A 13,622-nucleotide genomic window follows, 5' to 3' on the forward strand; every position below is an offset into this window, starting at 1 on the left:
AAGTTCAAGCTGTGAACAACATACTTTTCAATGAATCAGCTTATTTATTTCTTTGGTTTACGGCGATTTTCAGCCACATTAACTAAATCTTGCTCTATCATTTCAAAATATGCTGGGTCTTCCGCCATCGCCGCATTACGCAGCACAATAGAGGTTGGATGCAGCAGCTTTTGGGTTAAACGATGCGACATTTCTTGCATAATCTTCGCAGCATCTTCACCCTTTTGTAGACGATTCAGCGCCAAAGTCAGTTCTTCTTGACGTAATGACTCACCATGTTCACGGTATGCATGAATCGTCGAACCAGCCAAATTCACTTTTTGCTGTGTGATTAAATCTGTCGCAAGCTGATTGACCATCACTTCGGCTTCAACTGCCGCCTGACGACGCTGAGCCAAATTTTCTTCAATGACAGTTTGCAGGTCATCGACACCATATAAATAAACGCCATCTAGACTTTCAACTTTGGCTTCAATATCTCGTGGTACAGCCAAATCAACCAATAGCATTTGTTTATAACGACGTTTTTTCAGTGCTGCTTTGACATCCGCAAAATAAATCACTTGATGCAAGCTTCCGGTACAACTTGAAATTACATCTGCACGATGTAAATTGTCTGCCAAATCTGCAAAATCAATAATTTCAACTTCTACACGATGAGCAATCTCTTGCGATAAAGCTTCGGCACGGGCACGTGTACGGTTACAGATAATAATTCTACCCACACCCATTTCGGCCAAATGCTTTGCAACCAAGCTATTCATTTCACCAGCAGCAACAATCATCACCGTCAATTTTTCAGGCTGACTAAAGACCTGTAAAGCGAGCTGAGCAACAGCATAGCCCATCGACACCGCATGACTTCCAACGGCTGTTTCAGAACGCACACGTTTTGCCGCATAAAAGGCATATTCAAAAATACGGTTTAAATTTGGGGAAACGGTTTCGGCATCTTTGGCTAAGGACAAAGCCGTTTTGACTTGACCTAAAATTTGAGGCTCACCAAGCATGAGCGAATCCAAGCCGCTAGCCACACGCATGAGGTGTGTCACCGCCTGTTCATTTTCATAACGATACACATGATTTGACAATTGCTTTACATCAATACCATTTGATTGGGCAAGCCAATTCAATACCATGTCTGCATTTTCAGACATCGCATAGACTTCAGTACGATTACATGTAGATACCACCACCATGTCATTGAGTTCAGGTGCATGGCTTTGCTGTTCAAGCAGCGCTGTTAACTTTTCAGGGTTAAATGCAATCTGTTCGCGCAGTTCTACAGAGGCGGTTTGATGGTTGACACCCAATGCAAAGAAAGACATATCAGATCATCATTTCGCTAAATTTATGCTATTGTGCATTATCGGCGTCATAAAAAGCATTACTTGGATCAAGAAAAATTGCGTCTAACAAATAGCCGACTGAACGGCCAGACAATAAAGCAGTATTCTACCACATTCTTACTTGTTGGTAGCATGGCTTCTACTGCCCCAATTCGGGCCGTGGGAGAAGTTTACCATGCAAATTCAGGATATGATGCAATTAAACAAAGTATGATTGCAGAATTTGCCTTAGCTTATAACGACATTCCAACCGCGCTTCATAATTACACCGTGCTTGCAATCAAAAGTAAATCCACCATGGTCAAACAGCGTGCTTTAAACGTTGCTATTGAGCAAAATGATTTACAAGCAGCCTTAGATATTGCTACACATTGGGTTGTGCAAGAACCTGAAGATGTACCAGCATTATTTTATTTATCACATATTGCTTTGAAAGCCCATGAATATGAGCTTGCCGCCGAAACACTTGATAAAATTTTAACCATTGACCCAAATGCAGATTTAGAACAAATTTTGGCGGGTATTTCCCCTGAGTCAGAGGAAGATCGTGCTTATCTGATCCAAGCACTGACCGCCAGCAAAGAAAAAACCAATCCCTCTATTTTGGTCTTAGTCGCAGGTTTACAAGCTCAAAATGGTGCCTTTGCTGATGCCTTAGACACCATTAATTTAGCACTGAAAAAACGCCCGAAAGTGACTGGCTATATCTTAATGAAAGCCAATTTACTTATGTCGTTAGGTGATGAAGAAGAAACCTTAAAATGGTTCGAAAAATCCAGCCGTAAACACCGCAACAATATGGAAGTTCGCTTAGCAGAAGCAAAATATTTAATTAAAATCAATCAGTCAGAATTAGGTCTAGAAAAACTCGAAGATATACTAAAGAAATGGCCATCTGCTGAAGAACCGCTATTTATGGCAGGTTTGACCAGTATTGACTTAGAGCTTTATGAAAAAGCCGAAAAGTATTTGGTGGAGTTACGCTATTCGAGCAAATACCAAAATGAGGCGTATTACTATCTCGCGGTAAATGCTGAACGCAAACAACATTATGAAACAGCGAAAGCCTATTATCGCCTTGTAGATGGTAGTCTTTATACGGTTTCACGTCGCAATATGATCAGCATTTTTAGCCAGCAAAATAAGCTGCATGATGCACTGCGCTTTTTAACCCAAGAGCGGGTTAATTATCCTCAACATGCCAGTTTTTTATATCTTGCTCAGGCAGATATTTTAAAACGCATGAACAATAAAAAAGCAGCAGTCCGTTTACTTGATGAAGCGGTAAAAAACTTACCTGAAGATCCAGAGCTCATTTATGCCGAAGTTCTATTGCTCGACGCCCATCAAGATAAAGATAGACTCGACCAATTACTAAAACAATTACTTGAAATTGAACCCAATAGCCCGACTTATTTAAATGCATATGCCTATACTTTGGCGGTACAAAATAGACGCTTAGATGAAGCCCGAAAGTACGTCGAACATGCCTTAGAATATGCTCCTGAGCAAGCCTCAATTTTAGATACGTTCGGTTATATTTGCTATTTGCAAAATGATTTTAGTACCTCTGCATCGGTTTTGGCCAAAGCGTATGAACTGAGTAATAGCTTAAAAATTGGCATTCGCTATGCACGATCCGTCTTCATGCAAGGTGATATGAATAAATTTGACGCGTTGTTACAACAACTCCAACAAAAACATCCGAATGATCCGCAATTAGAGCAACTACATTCGTTATTGTTACCCCAACCCATGAAAAAGAGTTAGAAAGAGTTTATGCAAGTATCTTCAAAATTTGGGGTATCTGCCCTGACCTGCTGCGCTTTATTTTTTACCGGTTGTCAGCAATATGTTAAAACACCCGATCAACCCAGCCCTGAAGAAGTCGCTGCAAATCAATTCAACTTACAAGGTAAGATTGGTGTGCGCACGCCACAACAGTCAGGAAGTGCTTTTTTTACTTGGGTTCAAGACCGCAATGAATATGATATCGAACTGAGTGGCATATTAGGTGTTGGAAAAACTCAAATCAGCGGTAAACCCGGTCAAGTTCAGTTAAACAGTGCAAAAACCGGTTTAATTGAAGCAGAAACACCTGAAGAATTACTGGAACGTGCTACTGGTTGGCAAGCTCCCATTACCCACCTCGTCGACTGGGTACAGGCGCGCCCTGCAACCACACAAGCAAAAATTCAACGCGATACTGCACAGCGCCCACAACAGATTATTGAAGATGGTTGGACGGTTGACCTAAGCTATAACGAGACTGCGACGGTACCGAACAAGTTAATTTTAAAACAAGCACTTGAATCCGGTCAGGAAAACCGTATTACAATGGTGATTCAAAATCGTTAATTTGCCTAAAAGCTGAGCTATGACTTCTGTGATTCGTGTACCTTCTCCTGCAAAACTCAATTTGTTTTTGCACATTACTGGCCGACGTCCTAATGGATATCACGAATTGCAGACGATTTTTCAGCTCATCGATTTATCTGATTGGATGGAATTTCACCCACTTGCAAATTCTGCTGATGAAAATTTTATTCAAATTGAGGGCTTAAACAGCGTCAATCTAGAGCAAAATTTAATTTATCGTGCTGCTCAAATACTCAAACCGTTTGCTAAAGCACTGACTGCACAAAAAATCCACATCGAAAAAAATATTCCGATGGGTGCCGGGCTCGGTGGTGGTTCATCCAATGCAGCAACAACCCTTATTGTGCTCAATCAACTGTGGAAATGTGGTCTAAATACTGAACAACTAGCAGAACTCGGCTTACAACTTGGGGCAGATGTTCCCGTGTTTGTACATGGTCTAAATGCATGGGCTGAAGGCATCGGTGAACACTTAACATTCATAGATTTAGCTCAAAAACAGTACATTGTGCTGAAACCTGACTGTTTTATCAGCACTCAACTGCTTTTTTCACAAAAAACGTTGACAAGAGACTCAAAGCCCACTAAATTTTGCGGCTATCAGGAAACGCCATCTGATTTTGGAAATAACTTTGAGCCTGTGGCACGAAGCTTATATCCCGAAGTCGATGAAGCAATGCAGTACTTAGATCAGTTCGGTGCCGCAAAGCTTACAGGTACAGGTGCTTGTGTATTTACTGAAGTGACTGAAAATATGAATATTGATGACATATTGAAAAATGCACCATGTAAATCTTACTTGGTTCGCAGTTTACAAGAATCACCATTACGTCATTTTGAAGTTTGATATAGGGGCGTCGCCAAGTGGTAAGGCACCGGGTTTTGATCTCGGCATCCGTTGGTTCGAATCCAGCCGCCCCTGCCATCATTTTTCACCTGTAGATGTAATTGCTGTAAAGTATTAGGGGCGTCGCCAAGTGGTAAGGCACCGGGTTTTGATCTCGGCATCCGTTGGTTCGAATCCAGCCGCCCCTGCCATTTACTTTATTCGCTATTTCATCAATTTAGGGGCGTCGCCAAGTGGTAAGGCACCGGGTTTTGATCTCGGCATCCGTTGGTTCGAATCCAGCCGCCCCTGCCATTAACTTCAAAAAAGACAGAGCATAATTTGCAGTATCTTTGTTGTTTCAACTTGACAAAATACCGCAAAAATATTAAAGTTCTGCCGCATTAGGGGCGTCGCCAAGTGGTAAGGCACCGGGTTTTGATCTCGGCATCCGTTGGTTCGAATCCAGCCGCCCCTGCCATCTAATTCCCTAATTTGCCAACCGCCAAGGGTGCTTCATGCCCAATCTTGTCGTTTTTAGTGGATCTGCACATCCACAATTCGCCCAAAAAGTCGTTAGCCACCTTCACATCCCTCTAGGTGCTGCATCTGTAGGTCAATTTTCTGACGGTGAAATCGCTGTCGAAATTACTGAAAATGTTCGTGGTAAAGACGTATTCATCGTACAACCAACTTGTGCCCCAACTAACGATAACCTTATGGAAATCTTAGTTATGGCTGATGCTTTGCGTCGTGCAAGTGCTGGTCGTATCACTGCTGTCATTCCTTACTTTGGTTATGCTCGTCAAGATCGTCGTCCACGTTCAAGCCGTGTGCCAATTACAGCAAAAGTTGTTGCAGATATGCTCACAACTGTTGGTATTGACCGCGTTGTCATGATCGACCTTCATGCTGACCAAATCCAAGGTTTCTTCGATATTCCTGTAGACAACATCTACGGTACTCCTGCGCTTTTAGCAGATCTTCGTCAACAGTCACACGACAACTTAATGGTTGTTTCTCCTGACGTTGGTGGTGTAGTACGTGCGCGTGCTGTTGCTAAGCAAATGGGTGATATCGATCTTGCGATCATCGACAAACGCCGTCAAAAAGCGAATGAATCTCAAGTAATGCACTTGATCGGTGACGTTAAAGGCCGTGACTGTGTCATCGTTGATGATATGGTGGATACAGCAGGTACATTGTGTAAAGCTGCTGACGCACTAAAAACTTTTGGTGCTCGCAAAGTTGTTGCTTACGCAACTCACCCAGTACTTTCTGGTAAAGCTTTAGAAAACTTGAAAAACTCTGTGATTGACGAATTGGTTGTAACAGACACCATTCCGCTTTCAGAAGAAGCTCAAGCTCTTGGTAAGATTCGCCAAGTTTCAGTTGCAAGTATGGTTGCTGAAACAATTCGTCGTATTAACAACGAAGAATCTATTAGCGCAATGTTCGATTCTTATCTATAATATAGCGCTAAATTTAAAAGCCCTGCCTTTTGGTGGGGCTTTCTATCACTAGACTGGTCGAAGGTCTAGTCAATTAAACTTAAATAGGAATGTCTATCATGGCAAACTTCGTATTAAATGCAGTAGCACGTGAAGAAGCAGTACAAGGGAAAGGTTCGAGCCGCCGCCTTCGTCTTCAAAATAAAGTACCAGCAATCATCTACGGTGGTGCAGCTGAACCTGTAGCAGTTACTTTGGAACTTCGCGAACTTGTTAAAGCTTTAGAAAACAACGCATTCTTTGAAGAAGTTGTTGAAATCAACATCGACGGTAAAGCTGAAAGCGTTAAAATCCAAGCTTTACAACGTCACCCAGCTAAAAACACTCCTATGCACGCTGACTTCAAACGCGCATAAGTGTTAAATGGTGTAAATGAGTGAGTAAACTTTCACTGATTGTTGGTTTGGGTAACCCAGGTTCTGAGTATGCCCAAACCCGCCATAATGCAGGCTTCTGGTTTGTAGAACGCCTTGCAGAACAATATGGCATCCAACTTAAAGCTGATCCTAAATATAAAGGCATCAGTGGTCGTGGTAATATCGAAGGTCAAGACGTTCGTCTGCTGTTACCCACAACCTTTATGAACCTCTCTGGTCAAAGTGTTGTTCCCTTCGCCAAATTCTATCAAATTGCTCCTGAAGCAATGCTTATCGCACACGATGAACTTGATATGAACCCTGGTGTCATTCGCCTGAAAACTGGCGGTGGTCATGGTGGTCATAATGGTTTACGCGATATCGTCCCGCATATTGGTCCAAATTTCCATCGTTTACGTATTGGTATTGGTCATCCAGGTTCTAAAGAACGTGTCTCAGGCCATGTCTTAGGTAAAGCACCAAGTAGTGAACAAGGCTTAATGGATGATGCTATTGCACATGCCTTATCACGTACTAAATTGTTGGTAAGTGGTGAGATTCAGCAAGCCATGAACCAGATCAATGCTTACAAATAGAACTGACAATTCCACAAATTGTTGAACAATACTTATTGCCATCTGAATAATTTCAGAGCAAAATGCGCTTGCATTTGACTGCTCACCCAGCATTCAAGAGATTGTTCCACCATAAGATACGATCTTAGGTCTACCAAGGAGACGCTAGCCATGCTATCTCGTTTATTAAAAGCTAAAATCCACCGTTGCGTCGTTACACAAGCAGAATTACATTATGAAGGTTCTTGTGCAATTGACGGTATTCTTCTAGATTTAGCCGGTATCCGTGAATATGAAGAAATTCATATGTGGAACGTGACTAATGGTAAGCGTTTTACCACTTACGCCATTCGTGGTGAAGAAGGTTCTGGCATTATCTCTGTAAATGGCGGTGCTGCTCACCAAGCAGATATTGGTGATTTGATGATTATTGCAACTTTTGGCGATTTCACAGAAGCTGAAGCAAATGCACATAAGCCACGTTTAGTCTATGCGAACCCAAATAACACAGTGAACCACACAGCGAACTGTATTCCAGTTCAAGTTGCTTAATTCAAGCATTCAAAGATTCTAAATGCCCGCAAATTTGCGGGCTTTTTTATGCGATCAATCACATAATCCGCTTTTATTCACTTCGTGGCCCCTTCCACCAAACTTTCTTCTGCTCACACAGAAGTGACTGCAGGTTTTCACCCACTAGACCCACCAATAAGGGCTGACCATTTTCCTGTACTTTCAGCTCTGCAAATTGCGCATTGCGATAGCACGGTTCCAAGCCTTCGGCAAACAAAAAGCTGCTTGCAGCGGGATATAAACCCTCAAATCTATTGTCAGGATTTTTGAGCACCAGTTTTGTAGATGAGCTTGGATACTGCACTAATAACTCTGGGTTGAAACTGGTTCGAATCACTCTACGCTGTGCATCAAGCTGCACATAACTCACAATACTTTTTTGATCTACAAAATAGTCACGGTGTACATTTTCTTCTTTGTTCGCTTTGGCAGCCTGCCCATTAGCAGATTGCTCTTCAGAAGGCTGACCACCAAAATAGAGCTGATAATTCAAGGCCATATAATCCCCTTGAATCAAAGAGCGAGGATCGACCGGTTGCAGCTTTACATAAATACTCTGACTGTTTGCCAGATGCCATTCATGCCGTGCAATCATCAGTACAAATAAAAGAATACTGAGTACAGCCAAACCAATAGGAAGCATTTTTTTATTGAGTATGTTCATCATGCTCCTTCCCCTTGTTTATGCTGTATCGCAGTTAACATTTTGGTGATGCCAAGCAGCAAAAGACCAGAGATCAAAATCGTTAAACTTTTCAGTAAAAAGCTCAACCCTAAATTGTAATACAGCATCCATAAGCTAAAAATGATCAACACGATGCAAAGGGCTTTAACCAAAGATTGCTGATAGACCTGCGCCCATGCCAATAAAACCAATAACAAGAAAATTCCAAAATAGCCCATCGCAATCAGCACAAGGCCCAATAGCAGTAACAGCCATTTTTCGCGCCCCGCCTGTTTTTGCTGATTTGCGATGTAAAGGCCAAGCCAAACCACAGGCAGTAGATAACAGACAAATAGGTCAAGAATGCCATGTTGGGTCTGTTCAAAATGTAGAACGTTATTTGACAAGGTCTGCAACACCACACCCGCCAATACGATGCATAACATCCACAACACAACACTTTTTCGATACATCGAGTGCAACCAAGCTGTTGCACTCCCGAGCAAGAAAATCAGTAGAATATAATTCAATCCAATCACAGCTAAGATGACATGTTCATCGCTCATAAAAAGATCGGCATCAAATAGTGTGGCCACTGCAAGGCCATATCCTGCAATGAGTTGAATAAAAACAATAAACCAATGCATTCGACTAAACAAACAGAGCAAGATAACGCCAATTTGTAATACTAAAATAAACCCAATGCTATCGGTCAAGCTCTCTGTATGTATGAAGACCGCAGATTGGCCACATACCCATAAGCAGTAAGCAAATTGGCGACTAAAGATACTTTTAGCTCGTCGAATCAACCACCAAGCCACAGCCACAAAAACTAAGCCCATGACGATTGAAAACGCCTTCCAATAGGTCAGCAATAAGCTCGATAAAATAATGCCTGCGAACCATGCCCCAATCGCTAAAGGAATAACCGCAAATTTAGTCTGTGGCAGAAATTTCATCAGTGCCCAACTGATCACCGCAAACCAAGCAAATATCAGCAAGGCAAAAACCAACAATCCTGCACTCGAGTCAGATAAAATATGTTCTGCCCATTGGAAAATCAAAATACTGAAACTCGCGGCGAGACCTGCAGCTTGTAAACTGGTTTCTAATGCACGATGTTGTCGATAAAAATAGATAATCAGATAAATTGGAAGCAACAATGCAAAAATTAAATATTGCCATTGATACTGCTCTGCCCCATTTCCGCAGTATAAAAACATGCAATACATCGACATTAGTGTAATAAATGCAACAAATACAAAGCGCAGTGCAGCATAATATTTCAAACACAAGGTCACACATATTGCGGTCAATACATTCATGCAGAGTAAATACCACCATGAATGATCAACGATTAAATAGCTTTGTTTAAAATATAAAAATAATGCCAATTGACTGATCAAACACAGTAACGCAAAGACTCCAATATTCGGTCGAGATAACCAAGGTAAAAGCAGCAAAGCCCAGACCAAAAATAACAGATAACTGTCTGCTCCTGTTTGATAGACCTGCCCAATCACAGCTAAACTTAATCCGAGCAACAAAGCACTTAAAGCATCTAAGCTTTGCTGAATCCAAGCATGCCTTGCAAAATATACACTCGTCACAGCACTCAGTAGCAACAGCAACATTGGAATTGCCAATTGGATGAATTTTGGCAACATCAGCCAGTTTGCCGCGATCAAATACACGAAACTGGCTGCTATCAGTGCAACACCGATCACTTGCAGATACCGAATGACCTGTACATCTTGGAACAGATCTGTTGAAAACTCTTGATCTAACTGTGAACAATGCAGCTTTATATTCTGCTGCTGAGAATGCTGAGGAAGCGTCATTTTTTATCATTATGCAATCATGGTTGATTTATCGGCACGATAGCATGCTTTGGCACACTTTATAAAAATGCTTACAAATCCAATCTTATAACTTTACTTATCTAAAATTTTGCAAATGATTCTACGCAATAATTCCCCATCACCACACAAACAGGTCTATACTCAAGACACATCGCTTCAGGGCGGGGTGAAACTCCCCACCGGTGGTAAATTTGCTGGGTTGAACGCCCTGCAAAAAGCCCACGAGCCAATCGTTTAAACGCGATTCGCAGATCAGGTGCAATGCCTGAGCCGACGGTATAGTCCGGATGAAAGAAGACGACGTCACATCTCTATATCATTGATCATTTTCAATATATATCGTAACGCCACTATTTCACATGTCCTGAAATGTTCAACCGTATCTAAAATTTACGCGAGCGTTTCAATGTCTAGTTTAATTCAACCCGAAATTTTCTTTTCTGCCCTTCCACCTGCAGAACAGCGCATGCTGCAAGCCTTAGAAGACATTCGTCATGGCAAGCCTGTTTTAGTCATGGACGATTTTGACCGTGAAAATGAAGCCGACCTGATTGTTGCTGCAGAAACACTCACTGTAGAAACCATGGCACGTATGATTCGTGACGGTTCAGGGATTGTCTGCCTGTGTTTAACCGATGCTCAGGCTAATCATTTAGAACTTCCACCCATGGTGTCTGATAACTCTAGCCATTTTAAAACTGCCTTTACTGTCACCATTGAAGCTGCGGAAGGTGTTACTACTGGAGTTTCTGCAAAAGACCGAACAACTACAGTCAAAGCCGCAATTAAAGATGGTGCTGTTGCTGCTGACTTAAACCGTCCGGGTCATGTTTTTCCTTTACGTGCGCGTGAAGGCGGCGTATTGACCCGTCGCGGACATACTGAAGGGACTATTGATTTGGCCCGTCTGGCCGGTTTAAAACCTGCAGGTGTTTTGTGTGAATTAACTAACCTAGACGGCACAATGGCGAATGGCGTACAAGTTTTAGCGTATGCACAAACCCATCATTTGACTGTACTCACCATTGAAGAAATTGTGCAATATCGTTTACAGCACAATCTCTAGTGCGAATTAATTAAAGCTCTACACGTTCATAAAAAGGCTGATTTAATCAGCCTTTTTATTTTTTTAATAGACGTTTCAAGTTAAGAATTAAGCCGTGAATGTGCTATAGATGCCATAGATGGCAACCACCACTAAAATCAGCCCACACAGTGCCAACAATTTTTTATACCAACGTGATTTCGACAAGCGATGAAAAGATAAATACACCAAAGACAAGGTCGCAAAATCTAAAACGATCCAACTGAGGGTCAACACAATTAAACTCAGATCAAGATGAGGAGTAATTCCTACAAACTGCGGAAAAAATGAAGCAAAGAAAATAATATCCTTAGGATTTGAAATCCCCACGATCAGTCCTTGCTTAAAGCCCCCTTGTGCTGCTTTTAACTGCAGAGATTACTCAGTGGGCTGTGTCATCACTTCTTTTAAAATATCAAACCCAATATAAGCAATATATATACAACCCAGTGTTTTAATGCCATCGAGCCAGTGCGCATTCACATTTAAAATGCCTTTTAAAATACACACCGACAGTACGATCAAAATCAGTGAAGCAAAATTCGTCCCGACAATGGTTTGAAATGCCTTTTTATAGCCGCCTTGTAAGCCTGCACTTGCGACCAACAGCATGACAGGTCCAGGCGTTGCAATCATCACGATGACTGCCACACAATATAAAAAGTACTCCGAATAATTCACGCTGAGATTCCTTCACTTATTTTTTAGATCACGATAAATTTCATAAATAAAAAAAGAGGACTTAGTCCTCTTCATCCATGTTTTGCAATAAATGCAAGCGAATGGCATCTGCTCTTAAAAATGCCAAATCATAGCTGGCTGTGGCGAGTGCTAAAACACGACGCTCAAATTCATCCCACAACGGTCGCACCTGTTTGTAATGTATCCCGAGTCCACTTTCATCTGTGAAATGACGGTTTTTTTCGCAGAGCTTGAGTGCGTGATACAGTTTACGGCCTTTGCTTGCATCTGGACGTAAGCGAACTCGCTTAGACAAGACAAAGCCTTCGACATGGATGATATCTGCTTGCGGCAACATCGGTATTAAAATTTGATCTAATTGTGCATCTAAACGACACCAAATGGCCGTGTGTTGCTCTGCTGTATAGGTATTCCATTTTATGACTTCATGGTTAAAGCGGCGGCAACCACGACAGACTGAATCACCAAATACCGTAGAACAACGCCCTGCACATGGGGTTAACGAGGCAATTCGACGAGCAGTACTCAAAACCGGCTCCATTCAAGCAATATTTATGGGATAAAAACAACTCGGCATGACTATACACGCTAAAACTACTGAAATGAAGCTATGATCAAATGTGTGGTTAAAAGCCATCGCTTTACTCGCTTATTCATCCAAATCACGGTAGAATGTGCGCCTTAATTTTTATCCTGTTTATTCACTTGGAGTACTCCATGAACGCTACTGTAGAACAGCTTGCACCTGTAGAACAGCAAGCGACCTCTGGTTGGGTTGTTGCCGCACTTTATCAATTCAAAGAAGTTCAAGATCCTGCTGATCTTCAACAACGTCTTTTAGACTTGGTAAAAACCATCAACCTTTGCGGTACTCTAATTGTGGCAGGTGAAGGTATTAACGGTACGGTTGCCGGTGACCGTAAATCTGTAGATATCATCCATCAATTCCTTCTCAATGAAGGCTTCAATGCGATGGAATACAAAGAATCGCATAGTACGGATAAACCATTCCGTAAAATGAAGATCAAACTGAAAAAAGAAATCGTGACTTTAGGTGTGGAAGTGAAACCACGTGATTTAGTCGGTCACTATCTTGATCCTAAAGAATGGAATGAACTAATTACACGTGATGACGTAATCCTAATTGATACACGTAACGACTATGAGTACAAAGCAGGTACATTTAAGGGTGCGATTGACCCGAAAACTGAGACTTTCCGTGAATTCCCTGAATACGTGAAAAAAGAGCTTGAGCAGCATAAAGATAAGAAAATTGCCATGTTCTGTACAGGCGGTATTCGCTGTGAAAAATCAACCTCACTTTTACTTCAAGAAGGCTTTAATGAGGTTTATCACCTTAAAGGCGGTATCTTAAAATATTTAGAAGAAACCCCTGCTTCCGACAGCATGTGGGAAGGTGAATGTTTCGTATTTGACGGTCGTACTGCTGTCACTCACGGTATGGAAGAAGGCGAAAATATCAAATGTCACGCATGCGGTTGGCCACTGGCTCCTGCTGAAGTTGAACTTCCGAGCTACGAACACGGCGTATCATGCAAATACTGTATCGACAAAACTACTGAACAGCAAAAAGCAGGCTTCCGTATGCGTCAATCACAAATTGTGGCAGCAAAACGTAAGCGCCTCTAAGGAAAATTTGTTGTAACGATATATAAATAAAAGCCCTATTTTTAGGGCTTTTTTTACGCATTCTCAACAGTGACTTAATTTTTTTGACAAA

The 13,622-nt window shown here is 41.7% G+C and carries 13 protein-coding genes, 4 tRNA genes, 1 pseudogene and 1 riboswitch; of the genes and pseudogenes, 13 read left to right on the forward strand and 5 right to left on the reverse strand.

Annotated elements, in window-relative coordinates; genetic code table 11:
• Positions 1-44: 44 nt before the first annotated feature.
• The gene (gene hemA, locus FTU65_RS09945) at positions 45-1,328 is read right to left on the reverse strand and encodes a glutamyl-tRNA reductase (RefSeq protein WP_180065833.1); all 1,284 of its coding nucleotides are present in this window, start codon (positions 1,326-1,328) and stop codon (positions 45-47) included.
• 78 nt (positions 1,329-1,406) lie between these two features.
• Between hemA and FTU65_RS09950 the strand changes: the two genes are divergently transcribed.
• From FTU65_RS09950 to panD, 11 genes are all read left to right on the forward strand, one after another.
• On the forward strand, positions 1,407-3,119 hold the full coding sequence (locus FTU65_RS09950; RefSeq protein WP_180005451.1) for a hypothetical protein: 1,713 nt from the start codon (positions 1,407-1,409) through the stop codon (positions 3,117-3,119).
• A gap of 9 nt (positions 3,120-3,128) precedes the next feature.
• Positions 3,129-3,707 (forward strand): lipoprotein insertase outer membrane protein LolB, encoded by a 579-nt coding sequence (gene lolB, locus FTU65_RS09955; protein WP_180005450.1) that lies wholly within the window; start codon positions 3,129-3,131, stop codon positions 3,705-3,707.
• A 28-nt stretch (positions 3,708-3,735) separates the two neighbouring features.
• On the forward strand, positions 3,736-4,575 hold the full coding sequence (gene ispE / locus FTU65_RS09960; protein WP_180011570.1) for a 4-(cytidine 5'-diphospho)-2-C-methyl-D-erythritol kinase: 840 nt from the start codon (positions 3,736-3,738) through the stop codon (positions 4,573-4,575).
• Between the two features lie 3 nt (positions 4,576-4,578).
• Positions 4,579-4,653, forward strand: a tRNA-Gln gene (locus FTU65_RS09965).
• A 38-nt stretch (positions 4,654-4,691) separates the two neighbouring features.
• Positions 4,692-4,766, forward strand: a tRNA-Gln gene (locus FTU65_RS09970).
• A gap of 28 nt (positions 4,767-4,794) precedes the next feature.
• A tRNA-Gln gene (locus tag FTU65_RS09975) sits at positions 4,795-4,869 on the forward strand.
• 91 nt (positions 4,870-4,960) lie between these two features.
• Positions 4,961-5,035: transfer RNA gene (locus tag FTU65_RS09980), tRNA-Gln, on the forward strand.
• Positions 5,036-5,072: 37 nt separating this feature from the next.
• On the forward strand, positions 5,073-6,026 hold the full coding sequence (locus tag FTU65_RS09985; RefSeq protein ID WP_078191360.1) for a ribose-phosphate pyrophosphokinase: 954 nt from the start codon (positions 5,073-5,075) through the stop codon (positions 6,024-6,026).
• Between the two features lie 98 nt (positions 6,027-6,124).
• Positions 6,125-6,421, forward strand: coding sequence for a 50S ribosomal protein L25 (rplY, locus tag FTU65_RS09990; protein ID WP_078192179.1), 297 nt, complete (start codon positions 6,125-6,127; stop codon positions 6,419-6,421).
• Positions 6,422-6,441: 20 nt separating this feature from the next.
• Positions 6,442-7,017, forward strand: a complete 576-nt coding sequence (gene pth, locus FTU65_RS09995) for an aminoacyl-tRNA hydrolase (protein ID WP_168378106.1) — start codon at positions 6,442-6,444, stop codon at positions 7,015-7,017.
• A 150-nt stretch (positions 7,018-7,167) separates the two neighbouring features.
• Complete coding sequence (gene panD, locus FTU65_RS10000; RefSeq protein WP_078192181.1) at positions 7,168-7,548, forward strand: aspartate 1-decarboxylase; 381 nt, start codon at positions 7,168-7,170, stop codon at positions 7,546-7,548.
• A 73-nt stretch (positions 7,549-7,621) separates the two neighbouring features.
• On the opposite strand, the gene FTU65_RS10005 is transcribed toward panD, so the two are convergent.
• Entirely contained in the window at positions 7,622-8,236 is a 615-nt protein-coding gene (locus tag FTU65_RS10005; RefSeq protein ID WP_257222709.1) for a GDYXXLXY domain-containing protein, read from the reverse strand.
• Positions 8,233-10,074, reverse strand: coding sequence for a DUF2157 domain-containing protein (locus FTU65_RS10010; RefSeq protein ID WP_180065835.1), 1,842 nt, complete (start codon positions 10,072-10,074; stop codon positions 8,233-8,235). The genes FTU65_RS10005 and FTU65_RS10010 overlap by 4 nt, the downstream gene beginning before the upstream one ends.
• A 170-nt stretch (positions 10,075-10,244) precedes the next feature.
• Positions 10,245-10,398: riboswitch (FMN riboswitch) on the forward strand.
• A gap of 103 nt (positions 10,399-10,501) precedes the next feature.
• Between FTU65_RS10010 and ribB the strand changes: the two genes are divergently transcribed.
• Positions 10,502-11,161 carry a 3,4-dihydroxy-2-butanone-4-phosphate synthase gene (ribB, locus tag FTU65_RS10015; RefSeq protein ID WP_180005445.1) on the forward strand — a complete coding sequence of 220 codons (660 nt, stop codon included), beginning with the start codon at positions 10,502-10,504 and terminating at the stop codon, positions 11,159-11,161.
• Between the two features lie 87 nt (positions 11,162-11,248).
• Here ribB and FTU65_RS10020 read toward each other — a convergent pair.
• Both FTU65_RS10020 and FTU65_RS10025 read right to left on the reverse strand, forming a co-directional pair.
• Positions 11,249-11,860, reverse strand: a pseudogene (locus FTU65_RS10020) (LysE family translocator).
• 61 nt (positions 11,861-11,921) lie between these two features.
• On the reverse strand, positions 11,922-12,410 hold the full coding sequence (locus FTU65_RS10025) for a DUF1289 domain-containing protein (RefSeq protein ID WP_180065837.1): 489 nt from the start codon (positions 12,408-12,410) through the stop codon (positions 11,922-11,924).
• A gap of 188 nt (positions 12,411-12,598) precedes the next feature.
• Here FTU65_RS10025 and FTU65_RS10030 point away from each other — a divergent pair, with 188 nt between their 5' ends.
• On the forward strand, positions 12,599-13,531 hold the full coding sequence (locus FTU65_RS10030) for a rhodanese-related sulfurtransferase (RefSeq protein WP_180005054.1): 933 nt from the start codon (positions 12,599-12,601) through the stop codon (positions 13,529-13,531).
• Positions 13,532-13,622: the final 91 nt, after the last annotated feature.

This window comes from Acinetobacter sp. YH12129, from assembly GCF_013418685.1.
Lineage (GTDB): Bacteria > Pseudomonadota > Gammaproteobacteria > Pseudomonadales > Moraxellaceae > Acinetobacter > Acinetobacter amyesii.